The 24,245-nt window shown below is 61.7% G+C and carries 23 protein-coding genes; 17 read left to right on the top strand and 6 right to left on the bottom strand.

All coding sequences use genetic code 11. The annotated features are described in order from the left end of the window. Positions 1–32 precede the first annotated feature (32 nt). From BLR85_RS16325 to BLR85_RS16290, 8 genes are all read left to right on the top strand, one after another. On the top strand, positions 33–365 hold the full coding sequence (locus tag BLR85_RS16325) for a hypothetical protein (protein WP_093158383.1): 333 nt from the start codon (positions 33–35) through the stop codon (positions 363–365). After that, complete coding sequence (locus BLR85_RS16320) at positions 362–1,318, top strand: SulP family inorganic anion transporter (RefSeq protein ID WP_093158378.1); 957 nt, start codon at positions 362–364, stop codon at positions 1,316–1,318. Before BLR85_RS16325 ends, BLR85_RS16320 begins: the two co-directional genes overlap by 4 nt. Positions 1,319–1,342: 24 nt before the next feature. After that, positions 1,343–2,044 (top strand): STAS domain-containing protein, encoded by a 702-nt coding sequence (locus BLR85_RS16315; protein ID WP_093158375.1) that lies wholly within the window; start codon positions 1,343–1,345, stop codon positions 2,042–2,044. Positions 2,045–2,057: 13 nt separating this feature from the next. Next, entirely contained in the window at positions 2,058–2,945 is an 888-nt protein-coding gene (locus BLR85_RS16310; protein WP_093158372.1) for a bile acid:sodium symporter family protein, read from the top strand. A 152-nt stretch (positions 2,946–3,097) separates the two neighbouring features. After that, positions 3,098–5,200 carry an alkyl/aryl-sulfatase gene (locus BLR85_RS16305; protein ID WP_093158369.1) on the top strand — a complete coding sequence of 701 codons (2,103 nt, stop codon included), beginning with the start codon at positions 3,098–3,100 and terminating at the stop codon, positions 5,198–5,200. A 4-nt stretch (positions 5,201–5,204) separates the two neighbouring features. Continuing rightward, the gene (locus tag BLR85_RS16300; protein ID WP_093158365.1) at positions 5,205–5,765 is read left to right on the top strand and encodes a hypothetical protein; all 561 of its coding nucleotides are present in this window, start codon (positions 5,205–5,207) and stop codon (positions 5,763–5,765) included. Further along, entirely contained in the window at positions 5,762–6,634 is an 873-nt protein-coding gene (locus tag BLR85_RS29900) for a hypothetical protein (RefSeq protein WP_093158361.1), read from the top strand. The genes BLR85_RS16300 and BLR85_RS29900 overlap by 4 nt, the downstream gene beginning before the upstream one ends. A 265-nt stretch (positions 6,635–6,899) precedes the next feature. Further along, complete coding sequence (locus BLR85_RS16290; protein WP_093158358.1) at positions 6,900–7,250, top strand: hypothetical protein; 351 nt, start codon at positions 6,900–6,902, stop codon at positions 7,248–7,250. 335 nt (positions 7,251–7,585) lie between these two features. Here the strand turns inward: BLR85_RS16290 and BLR85_RS16285 are convergent, their stop codons facing one another. Then, complete coding sequence (locus BLR85_RS16285; protein WP_093158355.1) at positions 7,586–8,356, bottom strand: DeoR/GlpR family DNA-binding transcription regulator; 771 nt, start codon at positions 8,354–8,356, stop codon at positions 7,586–7,588. Positions 8,357–8,596: 240 nt separating this feature from the next. On the opposite strand from BLR85_RS16285, the gene BLR85_RS16280 reads away from it, so the two are divergent. The 8 genes from BLR85_RS16280 (at position 8,597) to BLR85_RS16245 (ending at position 16,175) form a co-directional block, all read left to right on the top strand. Further along, positions 8,597–10,333 carry an ABC transporter substrate-binding protein gene (locus BLR85_RS16280; RefSeq protein ID WP_093158352.1) on the top strand — a complete coding sequence of 579 codons (1,737 nt, stop codon included), beginning with the start codon at positions 8,597–8,599 and terminating at the stop codon, positions 10,331–10,333. A gap of 141 nt (positions 10,334–10,474) precedes the next feature. Next, positions 10,475–11,539, top strand: a complete 1,065-nt coding sequence (locus BLR85_RS16275; RefSeq protein WP_093158349.1) for an ABC transporter ATP-binding protein — start codon at positions 10,475–10,477, stop codon at positions 11,537–11,539. Positions 11,540–11,546: 7 nt separating this feature from the next. Then, positions 11,547–12,632, top strand: coding sequence for an ABC transporter ATP-binding protein (locus BLR85_RS16270; RefSeq protein WP_093158345.1), 1,086 nt, complete (start codon positions 11,547–11,549; stop codon positions 12,630–12,632). Then, on the top strand, positions 12,629–13,492 hold the full coding sequence (locus BLR85_RS16265) for a carbohydrate ABC transporter permease (protein ID WP_093158342.1): 864 nt from the start codon (positions 12,629–12,631) through the stop codon (positions 13,490–13,492). The genes BLR85_RS16270 and BLR85_RS16265 overlap by 4 nt, the downstream gene beginning before the upstream one ends. 11 nt (positions 13,493–13,503) lie before the next feature. Further along, on the top strand, positions 13,504–14,301 hold the full coding sequence (locus tag BLR85_RS16260; protein ID WP_093158337.1) for a carbohydrate ABC transporter permease: 798 nt from the start codon (positions 13,504–13,506) through the stop codon (positions 14,299–14,301). Then, positions 14,301–14,579, top strand: a complete 279-nt coding sequence (locus tag BLR85_RS16255) for a DUF2160 domain-containing protein (protein WP_093158334.1) — start codon at positions 14,301–14,303, stop codon at positions 14,577–14,579. The genes BLR85_RS16260 and BLR85_RS16255 overlap by 1 nt, the downstream gene beginning before the upstream one ends. A 65-nt stretch (positions 14,580–14,644) precedes the next feature. Then, a complete protein-coding gene (locus BLR85_RS16250; RefSeq protein WP_093158331.1) occupies positions 14,645–15,037 on the top strand; it encodes a BlaI/MecI/CopY family transcriptional regulator in 393 nt (130 codons plus the stop codon). Beyond that, positions 15,027–16,175: a M56 family metallopeptidase gene (locus BLR85_RS16245; RefSeq protein ID WP_093158328.1), complete on the top strand. Its 1,149-nt coding sequence runs from the start codon at positions 15,027–15,029 to the stop codon at positions 16,173–16,175. Before BLR85_RS16250 ends, BLR85_RS16245 begins: the two co-directional genes overlap by 11 nt. A 13-nt stretch (positions 16,176–16,188) precedes the next feature. On the opposite strand, the gene glpB is transcribed toward BLR85_RS16245, so the two are convergent. Genes glpB through BLR85_RS16230 form a run of 3 tightly spaced genes read right to left on the bottom strand, consistent with a single transcriptional unit; the run spans position 16,189 to position 20,356 of the window. Then, positions 16,189–17,463, bottom strand: coding sequence for a glycerol-3-phosphate dehydrogenase subunit GlpB (glpB, locus tag BLR85_RS16240; RefSeq protein ID WP_093158324.1), 1,275 nt, complete (start codon positions 17,461–17,463; stop codon positions 16,189–16,191). Next, the gene (gene glpA / locus BLR85_RS16235) at positions 17,460–19,055 is read right to left on the bottom strand and encodes an anaerobic glycerol-3-phosphate dehydrogenase subunit A (RefSeq protein WP_093158321.1); all 1,596 of its coding nucleotides are present in this window, start codon (positions 19,053–19,055) and stop codon (positions 17,460–17,462) included. Before glpA ends, glpB begins: the two co-directional genes overlap by 4 nt. A gap of 5 nt (positions 19,056–19,060) precedes the next feature. Beyond that, the gene (locus BLR85_RS16230) at positions 19,061–20,356 is read right to left on the bottom strand and encodes a (Fe-S)-binding protein (RefSeq protein ID WP_093158317.1); all 1,296 of its coding nucleotides are present in this window, start codon (positions 20,354–20,356) and stop codon (positions 19,061–19,063) included. 392 nt (positions 20,357–20,748) lie between these two features. Between BLR85_RS16230 and BLR85_RS16225 the strand changes: the two genes are divergently transcribed. Continuing rightward, positions 20,749–21,234, top strand: a complete 486-nt coding sequence (locus BLR85_RS16225; protein WP_093158314.1) for a ferritin family protein — start codon at positions 20,749–20,751, stop codon at positions 21,232–21,234. A gap of 74 nt (positions 21,235–21,308) precedes the next feature. Here BLR85_RS16225 and BLR85_RS16220 read toward each other — a convergent pair whose 3' ends face one another. Together BLR85_RS16220 and BLR85_RS16215 are read right to left on the bottom strand one after the other, a co-directional pair. Further along, positions 21,309–22,592 (bottom strand): NAD(P)/FAD-dependent oxidoreductase, encoded by a 1,284-nt coding sequence (locus BLR85_RS16220; RefSeq protein WP_093158311.1) that lies wholly within the window; start codon positions 22,590–22,592, stop codon positions 21,309–21,311. 165 nt (positions 22,593–22,757) lie between these two features. Further along, positions 22,758–24,080, bottom strand: a complete 1,323-nt coding sequence (locus BLR85_RS16215; protein WP_093151191.1) for an OmpP1/FadL family transporter — start codon at positions 24,078–24,080, stop codon at positions 22,758–22,760. Positions 24,081–24,245 lie beyond the last annotated feature (165 nt).

Genomic DNA, 24,245 nt, shown 5'->3' with positions numbered 1-24,245 from the left:
CAGGTTGTTCCAGGAGAATTCCGGGGGTCGGCATGGGTAGAGAAGAGTTTCTGGCACGAGTGGCTTTTCCGACGCCGGCCGGGCTCGTCGTGATTGTGGCCTGGCAGACGCAACCGCTCCTCGGGTGGAGCGTCTACGGGCGTGGCGCGGAGCCACAACCGATGCAGCCTCGCGGCGATCTTGCCGAAGACGAGATGGCAGCGATTGCGCTCCTCGAGGCTGGACGTGGTCAGCAGCGCTACGTCACCGATCTCAGACGTGCCCGTTCCAGACGGACGACGCTCGTTTCCCGCTTCGGCCTTGCAGCGCCGGGAACTGGCCCCTCCGCAAACCGCTGTGAGAGCGCTGGAAAGGGCGACACATGAATCTGCCGCCCGGACTTGAACTCGAACGCAAGAACCTTGGAGCAGACCTGGTCGCGGGGGCGACCTTCGCGATCGTGAATGTGCCGCAGGGCATGGCGAATGCGGTGCTGGCCTCAGTCAACCCGGTCGCAGGTTTCTATGCGCTGATGATCGCGATGCCGGTGGGGGCGGCCTTTACCGGCTCCGTCTTCATGAACGTCTCGACGACCGGGGCGCTGTCTGTCGCAGCCGGCGAAGCCCTGGCCCCCTTCGGAGGCGACGCAAAGATGGGCGCCCTCGTCGCGCTGGTCATTCTCGTCGGAGCCTTTCAACTCGTCTTCGGACTGTTGCGGTTCGGTCGGCTGCTCCGCTTTGTTTCGAACTCGGTGATGACAGGCTTCATCACCGGGATCGCCGTTCTCATCATGTTCGGTTCCGTGTCCGACATCACGGGGTATTCCAGCACGCAACCCAACCACCTGCTCAGGCTCGCCGACACCGTGCTGAACTGGCGCATCCTCGATCGGCAAACCCTGTTTCTCGGGGTGTCCACCGTGCTTCTGATCCTCGGTTTCCAGCGCACGGCGGTGGCCAAGTTCGCCATGATCCTCGCGCTGGCCGTCACGACCGGGCTCGCCTATGCCATGTCACTGGCCTTCGGGGACGGCAATGTCGTGCTGGTCGGCAACATTGCGACCATCCCGCGCAGTTTGCCTGCTCCTGTCCTGCCCGACCTCTCGAAGCTGCCCGATATCGCGCTGCCGGCTCTTGCCATCGCGATCATCGGTCTGATCCAGGGCGCGGGTGTGGGCCAGAGCTATCCCAACCCCGATGGCAGGTTTCCCGACCCATCGCGCGACTTTACCGGGCAGGGCGTGGCGAACCTGGTGGCCGGGGCGTTTGGCGCCATTCCTTGCGGCGGATCGGTGTCGGGTACGGCGGTCAACTACCAGGCCGGGGCGTGGTCGCGCTGATCCAACATCTTCGCCGGTGCAATTGTGGTCCTGATCGTTTTCACCCTTGTTGACCTTGTGAAGATGGTGCCGATGGCCGGGCTTGGCGGGCTGCTTCTGGTCGTGGGTTACCAGAACATCCAGCCGGACAACATTCGCACGGTCTGGGCGATCGGACTGCCGGCACGGCTGGCGATGGGGGCAACTTTTGCGGCCACGCTGTTCCTGCCTCTGCAATTTGCGATCCTGATCGGGGTGGCTCTGTCTTTCCTCCTGACGATCCTGCGCCTGTCGAACCGTATCCAGGTGCGCGAGCTCCGGCTCATCGAAGGCGGCTTCCCAGTAGAGAGGGAAGCGCCCGCCAGCCTCGGCCCGGACACGATCTGCGTCTTGCGCATCCGCGGATCCCTCTTCTTTGCGACGGTCCAGACGCTCGAGGCCCAGTTGCCCGCGGTCGAGACCGCGCGCGGCGCAACACTCATCCTGATCCTGCGCGACATCGACGATCTGGGTAGCACGATGATCCGGTTGCTGACGCGCTATGCGACGAACCTGCAACGTGCGGGCGGCACGCTGAAGCTGACGGGCGTCAACGAGGACCTCTGGGGTCAGCTTGAGCGCACGGGCCTTCTGGCGCGGCTTGGCGCGGATAACATCTATCGCGAGCAGCCAGAGTTGGGAGCCGCGCTGAATATCGCCATCCGTGCGGCCCGCGAAAAACGCGGTGCCCGCGCGGAGCAGGTCTGAAGGGGCACGCGCAATGCCCGAAGCCATAGTGATTTTCACCGGCATCGTCGTCTTCGCGCAGATGTTCGACATAGGCCTGCGCCTGGAGCGTGGGGGTGCGGCGGAGTTTCTGCGCGATCCAGGGCTCGTGGCGCGCTCCCTCACCGCTGCGCTGCTAGTCGTCCCGCTCGCGGTGTCTGTGCTGATTGCGCTGTTCCCGCTTCCGCCGGAGGTCGCCATTGGCCTTGTCATTCTCGCCGCGGCGCCCGGAGCCCCCCTGACCACGCGGCGATCCGAGGCGGCAGGGGGCGACCGGCACTTCGTTTCGGCGCTGCAGGCGATACTGGCAGCGCTCGCAATGGTTTACATGCCGCTCGTCTTCGCGACCTTCCAGCAGATGGGGGCGCTCGATCTCCCATCGGTCGGACCGGGGAAAATCGCACGTCAGGTCGCGGCGGTCACCTTTCTGCCCCTCACGCTCGGTTGGCTGTTCGCCCGCGCCGCGCCCGGGTGCCTGCGACGCCAGGCGACTCTGCTGTCGAAGGTCAGCAAGCTTCTCTTTGTCGCGTTCCTGTTCGCAATCGTCCTCGCTCTCGCATTTGTCCCGGACCTGCGCGGCAAGCTCATGATCGGGTGGACTGGCGTCTCAGTCATCGTGGCGCTCGCGGCGCTCGCCCTCGCTTCTGGCCATGCCCTCGGTGGCCCGCGCGGGGACAGGCGCGCGGGCCTTGCCATTGCGACCGTGGCACGCAATCTCGGGCTCGCACTCTATGTCGCCGAAAGCACGCCAGGCACGCTTTTGGCGATTCCAACGATCCTCTCCTACGCCCTTCTCGCGATACTGCTCGCGATGCCATACTCACGCTGGACGAAGCGCCGCCTGCTGCATGGGCAGGCAGCCTCGCCGGATGGACTTGGCTGAGCCCCGATCCACGGTTTTCCTCGCCCGTTTCCAGGACAGACTGAGTCAAACGTCGCAATCGCTAGGCAATGCCTCGGGTAGCATCCGACGGGACGGAAACGTGGGTCGAGGCCGTCCGTGCGGCAAGCCACCCGATCACAGCGGAGACAGACATGACCACGCGAAGAACCTTCCTTGCATCCCTTCCAACGACCGGTGCGGCTTTTGCCCTCGGAGGCGCCTTCTTCGACGAGGGCCCGGCCATGGCACAGGGGGCGTCCGACCCGCTTGCTGGCCATTTCCACCCGCGCGGAAAGGCGCCCTCCGAGCATACCCGCCGGGTCATCGCGGAGGCAGCGAAGGGCCTGCCATTCGACGACACGCGGGACTTCGAGGAGCAGGCGCGCGGCCTGATCGCCGAGCGCTCTAATCGGAAGATCATTGCCGACGCCGGCAACGTCGCGTTCGACCGTGCAGAATACGATTTCCTGGACGGCAACGACGTCTTCGACAGCATCCACCCGTCGATGACCCGGATCGCCCGGCTGAACAATAATTACGGCCTCTACAATGTGACGGACGGTATCTATCAGGTGCGCGGATTCGACCTGTCGGACATCACCTTCGTGCGCGGCGCAACCGGCTGGATCGTGATCGACATCGGCACCGTGCGTGAAAGCGCTCGCGCCGCGTGGGAGCTGTTGCAGGAGCATGTGGGCGAGGGCCTGCCGGTCAGCGCGGTGATCTATTCGCACACCCATGGCGACCATTTCGGCGGCGTGCGGGGCATCGTCAGCGACGAAGACATGGCCGAGGGCCGGGTGGAGATCATCGCGCCCGGCGGGTTCATGGAGAACACGATCTCCGAAAACGTCTATGCGGGCAACGCGATGAACCGGCGCCTGTTCTACCAGTATGGCCTTCTGCTGCCGGTCGCGCCGCACGGCTTTGTCACCCAGGGCCTCGGCCACCGTATTCCCGCCGGCTCCACCAGCCTGATCGCGCCCACGCGCCTCGTCAGCGAGCCGGTCGAAGAGTTGGAGGTCGATGGCCTGCGCATGATCTTCCAGAACACGCCCCGCACCGAGGCGCCGGTGGAGATGAACACCTACATCCCCGAAAAGCGGGCGCTCTGGATGGCCGAGAACGTGATAGCGGCCTTCCACAACGTCTACACGCTGCGCGGAGCCCCGGTGCGCGATCCGCTCAACTGGTCGCGATACATCAACCGGGCGCTCTACCTCTTTGGCGACGAGGCCGAGGTAATGTTCCAGTCGCACCATTGGCCGCGATGGGGCAATGACCGCATCCGCGAAGTGCTGCGCGACCAGCGCGACCTCTACGCCAACATCAACAACCAGGTCCTGCACTACGCCAACCAGGGCGTCACGATCAACGAGATCCACAACGTCTACCAGACGCCCGAAAGCCTGCAGCGGAAGTGGCACTGCCGCGGCTATCACGGCTCGCCCCAGCACAATGCCCGCGGGGTGATCCAGCGCTATCTCGGTTTCTGGGATTGCAATCCCACCACCCTGATTCCCAAGTCGCCGTCCGAGAGCGCCCCCCTCTATGTCGAGATGATGGGCGGAGCCGAGAAGGTTCTCTCGCGCGCGCGCAGTTTGCACGACGAGGGCGAATACCTGCTCGCGACCGATATTCTCGACAAGCTGGTTTATGCGGAGCCAGAGAATGCCGATGCCAAGGAGGCTTTGGCGGACGCATTCGAACAGTTGGGCTATCAGCAGGAGAACCCGGGGCTGCGCAACAGCTTCCTCGCCGCCGCCTACGAGCTTCGCTCGGGCATCCCGCAGGGAATCGTCGCCAGTTCTTCCAGCCCGGACATCATTCGCGCCATGTCGACCGAATTGTTCCTCAACTTCCTGGCCATCCGGATGAACGCCCGCCGGGCCCAGGGGCTGGCGTTCAAGATCAATCTGGCCACGCCCGACAATGGCGAACGATTTGTGGTCGAACTGTCGAACGCGACGCTCACCAGTATCGAGGGCTACCAAGCTGACGACGCGGACCTGACGCTATCGGTGAACCGCGCAGACCTCGAGACAGTCATGGGTGGTGAAGCCGCCTTCGAGGACCTGCTGGGCGACGGGCGCGCCACCTTCGAGGGCGACATCTCGATCCTCGGCCAGCTCGCCGGCCTGATGGTCGAATTCGATCCGCGCTTCCCAATCATGCCGGGAACCGGCGCCCGCGCAGAGGTGGTCACGGCCGAGATCCCGTTCAAGGGCGATATCGGCGCGGTGATCCCTGAGTGACATCGTGCGCGAAATTGATCGCCAAAACCGCGCCCTCGCTGTTGCCGGCGGGGGTGACCGCTTCAGCATTCGCGCGAATGACGGCATCGCGAGTTTCGACCAGATCGAAGTCGGAGACCGGGTCAACATGACCTTCACGCAGTCGACCTCAGTTGCCATGGCGTTTCCAGGCGACACCCGCCAAACGGTTGTGGTCAGCGCCGACGCGGGCCGGACACCCGGTCAGAGCCGCGGAACCCACTCAGGGCAGGCGCTCTCGGCCATGGTCACCTTTGGGACCTACGATCTGCGCACTAACGACGCGACATTGCACCGGCAAGACGCACGCCTCCTGATAACGAATGTCCCGGTGGAACTGCGTCGTTTCGTGGCCGCGCGCCAGCCGGGAGAGCGCGTCGCGGTCGAACTGATCGAAGCCGTTGCCACAATCGCTGCAAGACACAGGGAGCGCCTTTGGGGCAGCTTCCTCTCTTTTGGTCGGATCTGCGTCGGGGGCCGACCCGTCATTCCAGGAAGACCAACCGAACCGCTTCGTCATTTCTCCTCGATGGATACTGGATCATGAGAGCTCAATTTCAAACCGCCGCAACGCTCGCCGCGTTCGTGGCCCTGTCGACGCCACTCTTTGCCCTGGACGATGGCCCCCCAAACTACGGCGCCCTTGAAGCAGAATTGGCCAATCCCGCGACTTCCGGCGACGACGATCTCGCACAGCAATTGGCTAACCCGGTTGCTGCTCTGGTGAGCGTCCCTCTCCAGTTCAATCTCGACGAAAACATCGGGCCGAACGGCCACGGAACGCGCAGCGTTCTGAATGTTCAACCTGTCATTCCCTTCTCCATTGGAGAAGACTGGAATCTCATCTCGCGGACGATCATTCCATTCGTCAAGCTGAACGACGTCATGCCTGGCTCCGGCGAAACCTCGGGCGTTGGCGACATCGTTCAAAGCTTCTTTTTCTCGCCCAAGGCATCCACCCAACGCGGCGTCATCTGGGGCGTTGGACCCGTATTTCTTCTGCCGACGGCGACGGAAGACACGCTCGGCGCGGGCAAGTGGGGGGCCGGGATCTCCGGCGTCGCTCTCCGGCAGAGTGGCCCATGGACGGTCGGTGGCCTGGCAAACCACATCTGGTCCGTCGCCGGCGACCAGGATCGGCCGGATATCAATCAAAGCTTGCTGCAGCCCTTCGTGACATACACAACGGAGAATGCGTGGTCCTTCTCTCTGTCGAGCGAGAGCACCTACAACCGGGAAACCGAGCAATGGTCCGTCCCCGTCAATGGCTCGGTCTCAAAGATCGTCCGGCTCGGCCCGCTGCCCGTGAGCCTCTTCGGCGGCGTGCGGTATTGGGCGGACTCTCCCGAGTTCGGCCCCCAGGATTGGGGGCTCCGCCTTGGAATGACGGTTCTTCTTCCACGCCCTGAGGGATAGGATCCGGACGGCCGATACGACAAGTCGTGACTTTTGAAAACGCTTTATGCCGCAGCGCAGCTGCTATTTCATCTTGCGCAAGTTGGCTATTATCGTCGGGTAAACCAATATTTTTGTCACAAAATGCATACTGGAAAGCTTAGACACGCATCCGGCGTCAGCCTGACATCCGAACACGCTTTGTCGACGAGCGGATGGCTGGCCGAAGAAGCGCAGGATTTTCGAGACCGTCTCATGGCGATAGCCCGCTGGCGCAACGCTTGGAGTGGCGTTTATCGTCGTCATCGCCCTGTCCTGGATACCGCGGAACCTGTCGTTTCTTCGGGAGACCGCGCCGACAAACTTCATCGCGTCTATCTTGCTTGGCGTATTCGGTTTTGCCTTCGGCAGCATGCTCGCGCGAGCAGCACGGCTTTCGCAACCGATGGTGCGCTCGGTGACACTTGAGACCGGCATTCAAAACGCACCACTGGCCATTGCCGTCGTCGTGCTGAACTTCGCTGCCGAAGACCATCAGGCGATCCTCGCGGTGATCGCACTCTATGCGCTCTTTATTGTCTTTACCTCTGCGCTGGTCACACTCGGCTTCAGGCTAACCCACGTTCAGGAACCGTGAACCGCCTTGAGGCATTGAACGAAGCGCGCGAGATCGGACACGCAATGGTGCGGGGCGGGCAGGGGCTGCGCAGAGCGAGCGGACGGGCGTTTGAACGTCGAACCAACTGACGCTCTGTACGTCGCTCCAATGGACGTGACAGAGCCGGTGCAGGCGTCTCCGGCGGACGTTGCTTCAAAGCCGACCCGATCAACGCTCATGCATGCGTTCGGTATTTTCGAGAAGGTGAGAGGTCCTCACGGGCCTGACGCCCTGCGAACAGCTTGCAAGATCTGAGCTTCAGACCAAGACAGTTTCGTCGTCGAACCGATCCACCGGACGTCGGGACTGAAAACCTATAGCGCGCGATTTGCGCACAGAACTTGAGTTTGGGCAGATTTCGCCGCCTGCAGAAAGCTCTCTGGTGGCAGGCCATCCGTCACCAAGATGTCGATCTCTTCGAGATTGCCGATCCTGACCGATGCGTCGACATCGAATTTCGACCGGTCGGCGACGAGGATCTTTTTTCGAGCATTGCGCAGGATTGCACGGGCAACAGCGACCTCGCGTTCATCGAAGTCGAGAATTGATCCGTCGGAGTCCAATGAGGAACAGCCGATCACTGCGAAGTCGGCCTTGTGTTTGTCCATGAAGGCAACGGCATCGCCGCCAATGATCGCGCCGTCTGATGGCCGTACCGATCCCCCGGCGATCTTGAGAGATCCGACCTGCGACATCCGCAGAATATGGACGACATTGATATTGTTGGTGATGACCACGAGATCGTGGTGGTCGCTCAATGCCTGCGCGACCTGTTCGGTCGTTGAGCCAATATTGAGCATGATCGAACTGCCGTTCGGGATCATACCGGCGACGACCTTGCCGATCGCCTCTTTCTCCCGCGCATGTTCCAGCCGACGATCCTCGTAGGCAAGTGTCGATGTCGAGGCCATCCGCCGTGCGCCGCCATGAGTTCGGATCGCCAGCCCCCGTTCGACCAGGGCCGCCATGTCGCGACGAATCGTCTGTGGTGTCACCGCGAAGCGCAGGGCGAGTTCTTCTGTTTCGACCGAGTCCTCCGCGCGCAGAAGATCTAGAATCGCTTGCAGCCTGTCAGTTCCGGACATGAGGCATCACACCACTTCGAAGAGCGCACCAACTGCACCCATGATCAAATCGTTTTTCGTCTGAAGTTCGAAGGGCGTCAATCGAACAATTTTCATGACAAATTTATTGCTTTAAAAACAATGATATAATTCTGGTCTGTTCAATTACTAAGATTATAGTTTGACAAGAGGTATTTTCGTGTGAGCATCATTTGAATACCGGCAACGACCGGAAACGCGTTCATCAGGGAGGAGACCAGGATGCGCAAATATCTGTTGGGAGCGGTGGCGCTTCCGGCCATTTTGGCTGTGCAATCGGCCTATGCCGATGAAGCCGCAGCCCAGAAATGGATCGACGAAGAGTTCCAACCGTCCGTACTAAACAAGGACGAGCAACTCGCGGAGATGAAGTGGTTCATCGCTGCGGCGCAACCCTTCAGCGGAATGGAAATCAACGTGCTGTCGGAAGGCATTCCTACCCATTCCTATGAATCCGAAGTTCTGACCAAGGCCTTCGAGGAAATCACCGGCATCAAAGTGAACCACCAGATCCTCGGCGAAGGCGAGGTTGTGCAGGCGGTTCAGACGCAGATGCAGACAAATCGGAACCTCTACGACGCCTACGTCAACGATTCCGACCTGATCGGCACGCATTCCCGTCTGCAACTTGCCTATAATCTGACCGACTGGATGGCGGGTGCGGGCGCTGACGTGACCAACCCCGGCCTCGATCTGGACGACTTCATGGGAATCCAGTTCACCACCGGTCCGGATGGCAAGCTCTACCAGCTGCCCGACCAGCAATTTGCGAACCTTTACTGGTTCCGCAAGGACTGGTTTGACCGCGAGGACCTCCAGGCTGCGTTCAAGGAGAAGTATGGCTATGACCTTGGCGTGCCGGTGAACTGGTCCGCCTACGAGGATATCGCCGAGTTCTTCTCCGAGGATGTGAAGGAGATCGACGGTACAACGATCTACGGCCACATGGATTACGGCAAGCGTGCGCCGGACCTGGGCTGGCGGATGACCGATGCCTGGCTTTCGATGGCCGGCGCCGGATCTCAGGGCGAGCCGAACGGTGTGCCGATCGACGAATGGGGCATTCGCATGGAAGCGGGTTCCTGTAACCCGTCCGGCGCCAGTGTATCCCGCGGTGGCGAAACCAACGGTCCGGCCTCGGTCTACGCGATCCGCAAGTGGGACGAGTGGCTGCGTGCCTACGCCCCGCCGGGTGCGGCCTCCTACGACTTCTACCAGTCGCTGCCCGCGCTCAGCCAGGGCAACGTCGCCCAGCAGATCTTCTGGTACACCGCCTTCACCGCCGACATGGTGAAGCCGAAGTCCGAAGGCAACAACACCGTGGATGACGATGGCAACCCGCTCTGGCGGATGGCGCCGTCGCCGCACGGTCCTTACTGGGAAGAAGGCCAGAAGGTTGGCTACCAGGACGTGGGTTCCTGGACGATCCTCAAGTCCACGCCTGAAGATCGCGCCAAGGCGGCCTGGCTCTATGCCCAGTTCGTCGTCTCCAAGACCGTCGACACCAAGAAGTCGCATGTAGGCCTTACCTTCATCCGCGACAGCACGGTGCGCCACGAGTCCTTTACCGAGCGTGCACCGAAGCTGGGTGGCCTGGTCGAGTTCTACCGCTCGCCGGACCGCGTGGCATGGTCGCCCACGGGCATCAACGTGCCTGACTATCCGAAGCTCGCCCAGCTCTGGTGGCAGCAGATCGGTGACGTGAACTCGGGTGCCTTCACCCCGCAGGAAGCCATGGATCGCCTCGCCGGCGAGATGGACCAGGTGATGGCCCGGATGCAGGCCGCCGACGAGCAGGCCAATGTCTACGGTGGCTGCGGCCCGCGCCTCAACGAGGAAATGGATCCCTCCGAGTGGCTCGGCAAGCCCGACGGCCCGAAGGCCAAGCTCGAGAACGAGAAGCCGCAAGGCGAGACCGTGAACTACGACGAGCTGGTCGCCCGGTGGGCCGCCCAGTGACCTGACACCTGCGCGGGCCGGTCCATGGACCGGCCCGCCCTCCCCAAGACCGCCCGCCAATGGGGCGGGCGGTCGCTTTCCTTTCCCTCAACATCCTGCGCCGCAAGGGCGCGGCCCCGACGCAGGACGGGCACGGACAACATGACAATCGAACTCAGAAACGTGACCAAGCGTGTCGGTGCCAATCTCCACATCAAGGAGACGAGCCTGACGCTGGAAACCGGACATTTCAACGTGCTGCTTGGCGAGACCGGCTCTGGCAAGACCTCCCTGATCAAGTTGATGGCCGGGCTGGACCCGCTCGCTTCGGGCCAGATCCTGATGGATGGCCAGGACATTTCCAAACTGAACACGCAGAAGCGAAATATCAGCCTCGTGCACCAGTTCTTCATCAATTACCCTCACATGACTGTCTTCGAGAACATCGCCTCGCCGCTCAAGGTCGCCGGCATGGCCAAATCCGAGATCCAGGGACGTGTCGAGGAAGCTGCCGATATTCTCCAGCTACGTCCGATGCTTCACCGCCGCCCGCATGAGTTGTCCGGCGGTCAACAGCAGCGCACGGCACTTGCCCGCGCGATCGCCAAGGAAAGCCGCGCCGTCTTCCTCGACGAGCCGCTGGCAAACCTCGACTACAAGCTGCGTGAGGAACTCCGCGACCAGTTGCCTGAGCTCTTCGCCGGGCGGGGGGCCGTGGTGGTCTACGCCACCTCGGAGCCCGAGGAGGCATTGCTGCTCGGCGGCATGACCGCGCTGATGCATGACGGCCACGTAACGCAGTTCGGCCCGACCGCTGAGATTTATCGCAAACCGGCCAACGTCATCTCGGCGGATGTCTTTTCGGATCCTCCGATCAATATCGGCCAGATCACCAAGCAGGGAACGGAAGCCAAGCTCGGCGATCTGATCCGCTGGCAGCTGGAGGGGGAGGCCGCGACGCTTCCGGACGGCCCCTATACTGTCGCGATCCGCCCGAACCGTGTGCTGCCGCGGCGCTCCGAGAGCGCGAATGTCAGGCTGATCGGCCGGGTATTGGTCACGGAGCTGAGCGGCTCGGAAAGCAGCGCGCATTTCAGTTTTGGCAACGACAACTGGGTTTCACTGTCGGCCGGAGTGTTTCCGTTCCGGGTTGGCGAGGAACATGAGTTTTTTATGGAGCCGGCGCATTGCCACTATTTTGGCTCTGACGGCAACCGGGTGGCGTGAGGAAAATATGGCAAAGATCACACTCTCCAAGCTCCGCCACAGCTACTACCCGGACCCGAAAACGCCGGAAGATTACGCGCTGAAGATGATTGACCTCGACTGGAACGATGGCGGTGCCTACGCGCTGCTCGGGCCCTCGGGGTGCGGGAAGTCCACCCTGCTGAACATCATCTCCGGCCTGCTTGTGCCCTCCGAGGGGCGCATCCTTTTCGACGAGCGCGATGTGACCGAGCTGGCACCGACGGAGCGCAACATCGCCCAGGTCTTCCAGTTCCCGGTGATCTACGACACCATGAGCGTGCGCAACAATCTGGCCTTCCCGCTGCGAAATCGCGGCGTGGACGAGGCCACGGTTGCGCGCCGCGTCGCGGAAATCGCGGAAATGCTCGAAGTCACCGACATCCTCGACCGCAAGGCCGCGGCGCTTTCGCCCGACAACAAGCAGAAGGTCTCGATGGGCCGCGGGCTGGTGCGTGATGACGTCAACGTGGTGATGTTCGACGAGCCGCTCACCGTGATCGACCCGCATCTGAAGTGGAAGCTGCGCTCCAAGCTCAAGGAGCTGCATCAGCGCGTTCGCGCGACGATGATCTATGTCACCCATGACCAGACCGAGGCGCTCACCTTTGCCGACCAGGTGGTGGTGATGCAGGATGGCGAGATCGTCCAGATTGGCACGCCCGTCGATCTCTTCGAACGCCCCGCGCACACGTTCGTCGGCCATTTCATCGGCTCGCCGGGCATGAACATCCTCCCCTGCGAAACGCAGAATGGCGCCGCGATGTTCCGTGGCCAGCAGATTGCACTCGAGGGAGACATCGTTCCGGGCGAGGGCAAACGAACCGAAATCGGCGTGCGGCCGGAATTTGTGACCCTTGCCGAGAGCGGTGTCGAGGCCGTCGTGCGCAAGGTCTCCGATGTCGGCCGCCATATCGTCGTGGAAACAGTGATCGGAGAGGATCGCGTTGCCGCCATAGTCAAGGAAAACGCGCCCGCGATGGGCGAGACGGTGCATCTCAACTTCCGCCCGGACCGCACGCGGCTCTATCGCGACGGTTGGCTGGCAACGACCGCGGGGGAGGCGGCCCAATGAAAACCGAAAACCAACGGGCGTGGCTTCTCGTCCTGCCGGTGCTTGTGCTGGTGGCCTTCAACGCGCTGATCCCGATGATGACGGTGGTCAATTACTCGGTGCAGGAAACGTTCGGCGACAACCTCTTCTTCTGGCAGGGGTTGGACTGGTACGAACAGATCCTGCGCTCCGAGCGTTTCCACGCGGCACTCGGGCGGCAATTCCTCTTCACCGGTCTCATCCTGGTGATCGAGGTGCCGCTGGGCATCGCCATCGCGCTCTCGATGCCGCGACAGGGTTTATGGGTGCCGGTTTGCCTCGTGCTCATGGCGCTGCCGATGCTGATCCCTTGGAACGTGGTCGGTGCGATGTGGAACATCTTCACGCTGCCCGATATCGGCCTGCTGGGATATTTCCTGAATCACACGCTCGGAATAAACTATGACATGACCCAGGACCCGCTCGCGGCCTGGATCACCATCGTCACAATGGATGTCTGGCACTGGACATCGCTGGTCGTGCTGCTGGCCTATGCCGGGCTCGTGTCGATCCCCGACGCGTATTACCAGGCGGCCAAGATCGACGGCGCCTCGAACTGGGCCGTGTTCCGCTTCATCCAGTTGCCAAAGATGAAGACGGTTCTGACCATCGCGATCCTGCTGCGCTTCATGGACAGCTTCAACATCTATACCGAGCCCTTCGTGCTCACCGGCGGTGGGCCCGGAAACTCCACCACGCTCTTGTCCATCGACCTCGTGAAGATGGCGCTCGGGCAGTTCGATCTCGGACCGGCTGCGGCCATGTCCCTGATCTATTTCGCAATCACTCTTGGTGTCAGCTGGCTCTTCTACACGCTGATGACCAAGGACGACCTGAACTGAGGGAGGGCAAGATGCAGAAACGATCCATCATTCCCATCGTCTACATCCTGTTCCTGTTGCTGCCGATCTACTGGCTGGTGGCGATGAGCTTCAAGACAACGAACGAGATCCTCGCGGGCTTCTCGCTCTTCCCCCAGACTTTCACCTGGGACAACTACAGGACCATTTTTACCGACCCGACATGGTATTGGGGCTACATCAACTCCATCATCTATGTATCTATAAACACGGTACTTTCTGTGTTGGTTGCGCTTCCGGCGGCCTATGCCTTCTCGCGCTACCGCTTCCTTGGCGACAAGCACCTGTTCTTCTGGCTGCTGACCAACCGGATGGCCCCGGCGGCGGTCTTCGCGCTGCCCTTCTTCCAGCTCTACTCGGCGGTCGGGCTGTTCGACACCCATATCGCGGTGGCGCTGGCGCATTGCCTGTTCAATATCCCGCTCGCGGTGTGGATCCTGGAGGGGTTCATGTCGAGCGTACCGAAGGAGCTGGACGAGACGGCCTTCGTCGATGGCTATTCCTTCCCGCGCTTCTTCACGACGATCTTCATCCCGTCGATCAAGGCCGGCGTGGGCGTGGCGGCGTTTTTCTGCTTCATGTTCTCCTGGGTGGAACTGCTGCTTGCGAAGACGCTGACCGCGGTGGAGGCCAAGCCGATCGCCGCCACGATGACCAAGACGGCGTCCTCGGCCGGTTACGAACTGGGCCTGCTGGCCGCGGCGGGAACGCTGACCATCATCCCCGGCGCCATCGTGATCTATTTTGTCCGTAATTACATCGCGAAGGGCTTCGCGATGGGGAGGGTGTAATCATGAGCTGGATGGCATGGACCTTACCGACGGCCCTGTTTTTCATCGCGATCTTCTCGGCCATGGGTGTTCTGACGCTGCTGGAGCTGCGCTATCCCGGCGGAGACGAGCGCAGAGGGGTATTCGGACTTACCACAACCCGAGGCGATCGCCTTTTCATGACGATCCTGGGCTCGATCTATATTCTTCTCGCCGGTCTCGGGCTGTTCGGAATGCCACTGTGGGGACCGCTTGCGGTCGCCTTTGCCTGGGCGGTCTTCTGCTTCTGGAAGGTTTAGGCGTATATCGGAGAAAGGATTTCGGCGCCCCATCCTCCCGGTGGCCGCCAGCACTTGGAGCCCTTATGCGAAAACATCAAGACAGCGGTACGCTCACGGAAGTCGAACTGGAATTCATGAACGTGGTCTGGGAGATCGGCGGCGGTACGGTGCGCGACATTCACGAGGCGCTCAATCGCGAGACCGAGCGCGCCTACACCTCCGTTGCGACCATCCTGAAAATACTCGACAAGAAGGGCTACCTCACATCCACGAAAGTGGATCGTTCTCTTGTTTACCGCCCGGCCGTGCCAAAGGTCGCCTACCAGAAGCAGACGTTGCAGAACCTTTCCAACAAGCTCTTTGATGCCACCCCATCCGCGCTTGTTGCCAGATTGGTGGATGATGATACGCTGTCGGATGAAGCCCTGGAAGAAATCCGAAACCTGGTGAACAAGAGGCTAGGGGATGGCGGTTGAAGACATCCTGAATGCGTGGATAGACGCAAACATATTGCTCCTCGTCCTCGTGGCGGTATGGCTGCCCATGCGCCGTGCCTTCGCCCGTGGTCGGTTTGGCCAGGCCCTGATGGGGCAGGCCCGCGCGATGGAATGGATCTTCATCGCCGTCATCGTGGCGCCATTCGTTGCCCGGTTGGTCTCCGCACCCGAGGCGGGACATCTCAATTTCTCGGACATTCTGCTCGCGCAGTACCTGAACGGCAACGTGGAGATGAGCGCGTCGCGTTTCGAATCCCTTCTCGGTCTCCGGACAGAGATGACCGACGCCTTCCTGCTTCAGCGCGTTCCCTGGACACAGGGCGTACTTGCGCTTCTCCTTCTCGGCCTTGTGCTGTCGGTGGCGCGCCTTTGCCTGGCAGCTCTGAAACTGCGGCGGGTGCTGAAAAATGCCCATCCCTGGCGCCGTTTCGGCCGCCTGGAATTGCTGATCTCGGACGAGACCTCGGTGCCTTTCTCCACCTGCGGGTTGCGCCGCCGCTTCGTCGTGCTGCCCGCAGCTACGCTTGCACATGGGCGAGACCTGCATTTCACGCTGTCGCACGAGTTCCAGCACCTTCGCCAACTCGACCTCCTGCATGAATTCGCGGCCGAAGCGCTTCGACCGTTTTTCTTCTGGAACCCGGCCTTTCACCTGTGCAGCCGACAGATGCGCGAGTTGCGCGAGATGGCCTGCGATCAGGCCATGGCATTGCGCCGCCCGGACGAACTCGGCGGGTATTGCCGTAGCCTTATCCGTGCCTGCGGTCGCGCGCGGGCGGAGCGCACGATCTTCGCGCCGTTGGGACCCGCCGTAGGCTTCGTCGAAACCCGACGTGACACGGCGCTCAACAGCCAGCTCGGGCGCCGGATCGTCGCGTTGACCGGCCACACGCCGTCGCCTGCGGGGCAGCAGATCTGGAAAGCCATCGGACTGCTCTTGTGCCTGCTTCTCGCCGTGGGAGCGGTTCTCATGCGGAGCCCGACGGGGTGGAGCCATGACCGCATCATGCTGAGCACGATCGTGAACCTGGAGCGCCTCGGTCAACGCAACGCGTCTCAGCCACAGGCATCGGGCGTGCCGGCATCCAACGCCGAGACCCTCTCTTCGAACGACTAACCGCTTCCGCCGGTCAGGCGAGCATTGCGGCTGCGGCTTCTGTCGCGGCGTAGGCCGTGGCAATGGCCAATCCGGCGCCGCTGCGCTGCCGAACCCAATCCTGGTGGGCGAGGATCGCGCCGGCCGCAAAGAGACGCTCATTCACCGGATCGCCATCTGGCATCACCGGGCGGAACGCGCTGTCGACCTCGATTCCAAGCCGGTTGATCGGATGGCCGCGCGGGTCGAGATATTCATGACGGAACCATTCCTGGCGGCCGTCTGGCTGCAAGATCGGCAGGTCCAGCAAGGGCTCGGACAGGCGATGCTGGTCGGATTTCAGGCCGCCGGACAGGAACCGGCCGGTCGCGAGAAGGACCGCTGACGCTTCGATCTCGAGATCTTCCATCGGCCCGTGCAGAAACAGGGTCGCGCCGGAGCGTCCGAACTCCACGTTGGAAACCTTCAACTGGGGTTCCAGTTTTACGCCCATGTCCGGGAAAGCGCGCTCGAAGCATTCGCGGAGGCGGATCCCGGGAACGGCGGGCGGAATGGTGGGTATCTCGAAGAGCGTGGCCCCGATGGCATGCTCCATCCGTGCCCGGATTTCATCCGGCGCATGCATGCCGAGGATCGCCGGAACACCGACATATTCGGCTCCATTCAGCAGCGGCCGGATCAAGCCGGCAAGCGCCTCCTGCGTAGCCCTGTTCTCCAGCGACCGTGCAAGGACCTCGGGAAAGACCTGGCGGTTTTCCATGTCGGGGAAGGTCAATCGCGCCGATTTCAGCGCCGGCCAGCGTTCGGCGAAATTGACTTCGAACGCCTTGGCGCTGAAACCCTGCAACCCATCGAAATCCAGAACCAGCGTTCTTGCCCCCGCTTCGCGCGCCGCAATGCCGGGAAGCATCGTCTTCGGAACCGACAAGGTCGGTTTGGCGACGCCGTTCGGCAGCAGCCCCGACAGGTTTTGCTCGCCCGCCTTGGTGTAGCCTATTCCCATGTCGCACAGCGCATCGGTGAACCCGTCAAAGGCGGTACGGATCGTCGGGTTGGAAAGCTTGCTCATGGGGTGCTGCGGCTCGTCCCGGCGCAATTCGTCCAGCGCCGCCCAGGGATCTTGCCGGATACGCTGGCCATGCACGCCGAGCAGGTCGAGATAGCCGGTCGTATAGGCCATCGCGCCGCTATGGCCGAATTGTGCCACGTCGAGCCCTCGTTTCAGGGCAAAGATACTGGCGGCAAAACCCGCGATCCCGGTGCCGATCACGGCCAGTTGTGTCTCGATCCTGCGGTGTCCTCGTTTCATTTGGCGTCGCCTCCGTCCGCATCGGTGGCGAGGTCCATCCCGGCCAGCCCGCAATGAAGGATCTCGGCCAATTCGGCCTGGGGCATCTGCGCGCCCCAGAGGACCGGGCGAACGCCCTTGTAGCGTTCCTTGACGAAGTCGCGCATCAGGCGCAGCCCATCGGGGCTGTCATAGACGCCACGATCGTACAGATACGAGGTGACACGCATCGAGCAGAACGCCCCCTGGCAGGCGCCCTTGCCGATCCGGCTGCGCAGGGCGATGGCCTTCAGGCTCATGTGATCCTCGGCCCCCGGAGCGTCGGCGATGATCGTGTCCACGGCGGAACGCGCGACCATCTCGCACTCGCACAGGATCATGTCGGCTGGATCGGCACGCCTGAACCAGTCGCGCGCGGCGGCGCCCGGTTCGGTCCAGCGCAACGCCTCGCCCGACGGAAGCGGCTCCCGTGCAGTCCGGCAAGGCTCGGCACTGCCGAGGCGCCGGGCAATAAGGTCGCCCATCTTTTCGGCCATCAGCCGAAAGGTGGTAAACTTGCCGCCCGCGACAGTCGCGAAATTCACTAGCCCCTGGTCCTCGTGATCGAACAGCGCGAAGCCGCGATTGGCCTTGCGCCCATCCGTCTCGCTGCCGGCGGCTTTCAGGAGCGGCCGCACCCCCGAGAAAGCCCGCACGAAGCGGGTTTCGTTCAACACCGGCAACATGGCCGCCCCCTCGGCGAGGATACGGTCCACCTCCGGGATGGTAGGTGCGATCCCATCCGGGTCTTCGACCGTGACAGACGAGGTGCCAAGCAGCGAGACCGTGCCACCGGGCACGAGAATATCTCCGTCATCGGGAAGGCGCAGCCGGTTGACCACGCCGTTCGTCACCCGGGTATTGCTGATCAGCAGCGTGCCCTTGGAATAGAGCAGGCTGACATCGCGACAGCCCGCAAGACGCGCCACCTTCTCCGCCCATGCGCCGCTCGCGTTGACGAATTGACGGGCGCGGATCTCCACGCGCTCGCCGCTGCGGCGATCCCGGCAAACCGCTTTCCTGATCTCGCCATCCGAAATCTCGAACTCTTCGATCTCCGTATGCGGCAGGTAGGCGCTATCGTTCAATCGCTGGGCATGGCCGACATTCTCCAGCACGATGCGGAACGGGTCGATCGTGGCATCCGGCACCGCATAGGCCGCCATGATAGCCTCTGGCAAATCCGGCTCGCGCTCGCGTGCTTCAGCGGCCGTCAGTGGCTCGCAGGGAATGCCCGCGACGCGGCAATGCTCGGGGAAGGCGCCCGCGAATTCCTCGTCATCGCCCTCGACAGCCACGAAAAGCCCGCCGCAATCGTCGATACATTCCGGCGCGAGCCACTTGAGGATATCTCCCTCGCGCCGGCATTCGGCTGCCGTCTCCGCGTCGGCGGTCGCATAGCGTCCGCCACTGTGCAGCAGCCCGTGATTGCCACCCGAAGCACCCGCATTCAGGTCTTTACGGTCGATCAGAAGGCAGGTGATGCCGCGCAAGGCGAGGTCACGCATGACCCCTGAACCGGTCGCACCGCCGCCGATGATGAGCACGTCGGCCTCGTAAGTCCGTGCAGGCATTCCGCTCACTCCTCATCCGGCAGGTTGATATCGGCCAGGTCGGGGCCGAGATATTTCCGTTCATCCGGTCCGAGGATGCCGAGCGACAGGCAGATCAGCGTCCACAGATGCGTGACGGTGTAGGCGCCCCCGAAATACTCGCCCACGTCGTCGATTTGGGAATGGCAATTGTGACAGGGGGTCAGCACGTAGTCCGCCTCCGTCGCAATGATCTGGTCGAACTTGCGCTTTCCGTAGGCGCGTCGTTCCTTTGACATGCCCGCTTGCAAGAAACCGCCGCCACCGCCGCAGCAGTAGTTCGCACTTCGGCACGGCTGCATGTCGATGAAGTTTTCTTCACCGACCAGCGTCTTGACCACGAAGCGAAGGTCGTCAGCCGCCTTGTCACCGATGGACTTCCGGACCAGCTGGCAAGGGTCCTGAACGGTGAACTTGAGGTTGTTCGTGTTCCAGTCCGAGTTGACCGGCAGTCTCCCCTCGCGGATCCACTGGGCGTAGTAGGTGACCAGGCTCTCGGCTTCGAAATTGGCCTCCAGTCCGAACTTCTCGATGCCTTGCCACAGAGTGAAGAAGGAATGCCCGCACTCGGTATTGATCCAGGTTTCGCATTCCAGCGCGTTGATGGCATCGACCCGGGTTTCAACCATTTCCTTCCAGGCATCCAGATCGCCGGTGAACATACAGAAATTCTCAGCCGCCCAGCCCTTGGAGGAATACGTCCAGTCCGCGCCGACATAGTCGAGGATCTTCCACAACGGCGCCATCTCTTCCGGCTCGACCGCCGGCTCCCGCGAGTTCTGGTTGATGACGAATTTCGCGCCCTTCTTGTCGATTGGAACCTTCAGATCGGCAAAACGCGGTTGGTTCTCCTGTATCTCCTCCAGCGTCTCCTCGACGATCTCGACAAAATCCTCCGACATGATGCCCATCGCGCTGGTGCTTTCGTCGAGTCGCTGCGCCGCGCAGGAGCGCACGATCCCGCTTGGCTTGTCCTCGGTTGCCCATGCGCCGCGCGCGGCACCGACAAGTTGCGACACGTCGATCCCCATCGGACAGAGATACGCGCAGCGTTTGCATTGCGTGCAGGCCCAGACCCACGGCGTGGTTGAAAGCTCTTTGTTCATGCCGAGCATCGCCATGTTGATGAATCGCCTTGGATCCATCCCATGCAGGCCCGATGCGGGACAGCCAGAAGCGCAGATGCCACAGCCCACGCAAGCGTCGTAGCTCGCGCCAGCGGGCAGCAGATCCTTGGCTACTTTCAGAAAATCGAGGGTATCGCCACGAGGATGTGCGCTCATGGGGGGCTCCGCTGTTGAATTGTCATGCCAAGGTTACCCCATGCAAGGACATCAGAGAATAGAGCTAGGTGCGTTGTCTGAACGCACACAGTTGAGTGCAGCAGCACGCTCCGGCAGTCATGGTTTCGCCGTGCCGGTCTGGAGTGTCCAGGACCTGCTACACGAACGCGGCGCGGGTCTCTGCCGCGAATCCGTGCGGCTCTGGCAGTGGCTTTGGGAGCCGCATCGGCAGCGGCACTCCGAGCCAAAAACGCAGCTTGTTCGGTCCGGACTGCGAATCTCAGCGAAAAACCACGCGTCAAGCCTTCCAAAAGGCAGTCAGTTCAATCTGCCCACTTCATTTGATGACGGGCATGGGACATGCTGCTCACAAAAGGGAGGAGGACGGAACGATGAGAACAGATACACTCAGCAAGATGACCACGGTCGAGGAAGTCCTGGAAGTTGTCGCCGAGTTTGATCGCGAGGCGCATGGTTTCTACACGGACCTGATCCCGAAAGTTTCAAAAAAGATACGCTATATCGTGGAAGATCTGGCGCGTAACGAACTTGACCACGTGATCAAGCTCTATGAACTCTCGAAGTCCAGCGACATCCGGGAGCACCTTATGGACGCGATCCTGCGGCCGGAGGCTGACCGGCGGTTCTCGGACGCCATCCAGACGCCGGAACTGGGCGACGATCCTGACGATCAGGAAGTGCTGCAATACGCGCTCGCTCGTCAGCAGATCGCGATCGAGGAATATTCCGAGCTTGCCGCCAATACGCCGCTGGGGCCGATGCATGAAGTGTTCAGCTACCTTGCGAACGAGGAGAGCAAGCACAAGACGGATCTCGAAGCGCTCTACTACGAGGTCGTGCATTCCGGCGGGGTTTGACCCCGGGGTGACGTCCGTGGGGATTTGAATCACAGCCGTGCGAGGGAGTCGCACGGCTGTTTTATGCAAGTGTATCAGTCTGTATGAGTGACTTTCAGCTTGTCGATGCCGAGTGCCTTCAGGGCAAGCCGCTCGTAGAAAGGTTCGGATTTCCCGATGCGGATCTTCCGCAGGAAATACTTCTCGAAGCCGATCTTGGCATAGTGAACCCATTTGCCGGAGGACGACCAATTGACGTTTCTTGGCGGGATCTGCGGCTGAGCGACGAAAGCGACACCGGAATCTCCGAAATCGGCGAGGCAAACGGCGTTCCACGTGGCCACCTCGTGCGGCTCCTTTCCTTCGACCAGCGAAGCGATGTTCATTGCTGTCGCGGTTACCATGCTTTCAATCATGAAGCCTGTCTTGGGAACGCCAACCGGCACCGGGGTCGAACCGGTCGGCGGAATGGCAACCCCGACACCGATCGCGAATATGTTCCGGAAAGTCGGATTCTGCTGATGCTTGTCCACAAGGATGAAGCCGCGCGGGTTGGTAAGCCCTTCGATATCGCGGACCGCCTCCACACCACGGAAGGCCGGCAGCATCATCGAGAACGAGAAGGGAAGTTCATGGGTTGCTTTCACAGAGCCATCCCCGGCGACCTCCTCGACATGCATCATCCCGTCCGCGACGGATTTCACCCGCGCGTTGGTGATCCACTTGATGTGGTGCTCGCGCATCTCGCTCTCGAGCAGCCCCTTGGTGTCGCCGACACCGTCGAGCCCAAGATGGCCGATATAGGGTTCGGATGTTACGAAAGTCATCGGAACCTGGTCCCGTACCTTCGCCCGGCGCAGGGCCGTATCCACGATGAAGGTGAACTCGTAGGCCGGGCCAAAACAGCTTGCGCCCTGCACGGCACCGATGACGACCGGTCCCGGTTTGGCAACAAGATTGTCAAAGGCGACCTTGGCTTGCAGGGCGTGGTCGACCTGGCAGATGGATTGTGTGTGCCCCTCAGGGCCAAGCCCTTCGATCTCGTCGAAAGCGAGATCCGGACCGGTCGCGATGACAAGGTAATCGTAGGGGACACTGTCGCCGCCGGTTAACTCGACACGGTTTTCCGCAGGATGGATACGGGCCGCGCCTTCCGGACGAAAGCGGATCTTGCGGCGTGCCAACGTGGTGATCAGATCGACCTCGATGTCGCTCCTTTCGCGCCATCCCACGGCGACCCACGGGTTCGATGGCACGAAACTGTAGGTTGTCCCCTTGTTGATCACGGTGACTTTATGGCCCGGGCCGAGGTGGTCTTGTACCTCGTAGGCCATTATGACGCCGCCAAGACCGGCGCCGAGCACGACAACATGTGCCATCACATCTCCTCCCCGAGTTGTGAGCAGCCCGGCATCCAGATGCCGGTTCTGATCCGGTAAGAATGACACCAGCCGCCGGATGGCGACATGACTGAAATCAAACCCGAAGGATTGGGGACGAGAGAGAAGCGGGCTACGCCGTCGGCGGCGGCGTAGCCGCGTGGTTCACCAACTGTAGCTGGCGCCGAGGACGAATTCGTTCTGGGACATCTGCAGTTCGATGTCCTGCTCGTTGAACGGGATGGTCTCGTTGCGGCCGGAGACGGAGTTGCTGAAGGCGTGGGTGTATGCGCCGTGGATCTTCCAGTTGTCGTTGACCGCGTAGGTGGCGCCCACGGAGGCGTGCCACTGGATCGTCGCCGGTGCGAGGGTGTTGAACAGGACTTCCTCGTCGTCGATGAACTGGGAGGCGTAGCTCACGCCACCGCGGAAGGTCCATTTCTCGTCGTGGCGATAGATGGCGCCGACGCGGAAGATATCCATGTCCTTCCAGCCGAATCCGGGGCCGTCATCCTCGCCGAGGCGCGCGTCGGTCGGGTCGATCACCGAGCCGCCATTGGCGATGGCCTTGATCTGGCTGTAGTAGATCCGCTGATATTCCGCGGTGAAAGTGAAGCGCGGGTCTGCGGCGGGTGTGTAGGCGGCGCCGATCAGGAGCGTCGCGGGGATGTCGAAATCGCCCTGTTCCGCGAAGAGCCCCGAATACCTGTCGAACTCACTCATCCAGATGCGTGAGCGATAGGAGATGCCGATATCCCATTCCTCGTTGGGCTCGTAGAGCAGGCCGACATTGAAGCCCCAACCGCGGGACCAGGAATCGTCGTTATTCGTCACGTTGGCGGGATCGCTGGACATGCTCTGGAAGAGTTCCAGCCCGGTGGCGGAGAAGCGCTGCACGGCATAGATCGGCGCGAAACCGAGCGAGAGTTGTTCATTCACCTGGTAGCTCACGTTCAGGCCGATGAAGACCTGTTCGAGGTTCACGCCAAGCGGCGAGGATGAGAACCCGGCGGGTGAACCATTGAATTGCAGCAGGCTGCTGTCGAAGATGTTGGTGTCGTACTCGGTGTTCATGCCGCCGTTTCCGTAAACGACGAACCCGAGCGACATGCGCTCGTTCAGGCGCCAGTTGGCGCCACCGCAGGGAATGAAGAAGTAGTCGTTTTCGCTGGTATGCTTGCCGGGGACCAACGCCTGCATGCCGCCGTAGCTGTCGGTCGAATCGATGTCGATGCTCCGGCTGGGGGCGAAGGTGGTGATGCAGAAGCCGGCAGAGTTGCCGATCTTGTTCCCGGCGGCCGGGTTCTGGGCGAGGCTGAGAACGCCGGACGGTACTGCAACCCCTGCACCTGCCATCCCCTTGGAGGCTGCGCCATAGCCGTTGGCGAAATAGCCGTTGGTTGCCTGCGCGGGGCCTGCGGCGGCTCCGAGAAGAACCAGCCCTGCCATGCCTGCGATGGCACGCTGATTCCGAACGGATTTTGTCATGGTGCGTTTCCTCCAGATCCGTGACACGGTGGAGATCGATCGCGAACTTGTTGGAAGCTGTCCGCACCGTTCTGCGCACCGTTTTCGTACATTTGAATGCCTGCATGTTTTATCTGATTCCGTCACAAAAACGTGACCCGAACGGAAATTTCTTCGCCGGGTGGG

Origin of the sequence: Aliiruegeria lutimaris (assembly GCF_900099935.1) — a bacterium.
Lineage (GTDB): Bacteria > Pseudomonadota > Alphaproteobacteria > Rhodobacterales > Rhodobacteraceae > Tropicimonas > Tropicimonas lutimaris.
The sequence above is the reverse complement of the archived record's forward strand: the minus strand, read 5'-3'. Positions and strand labels throughout refer to the sequence as shown.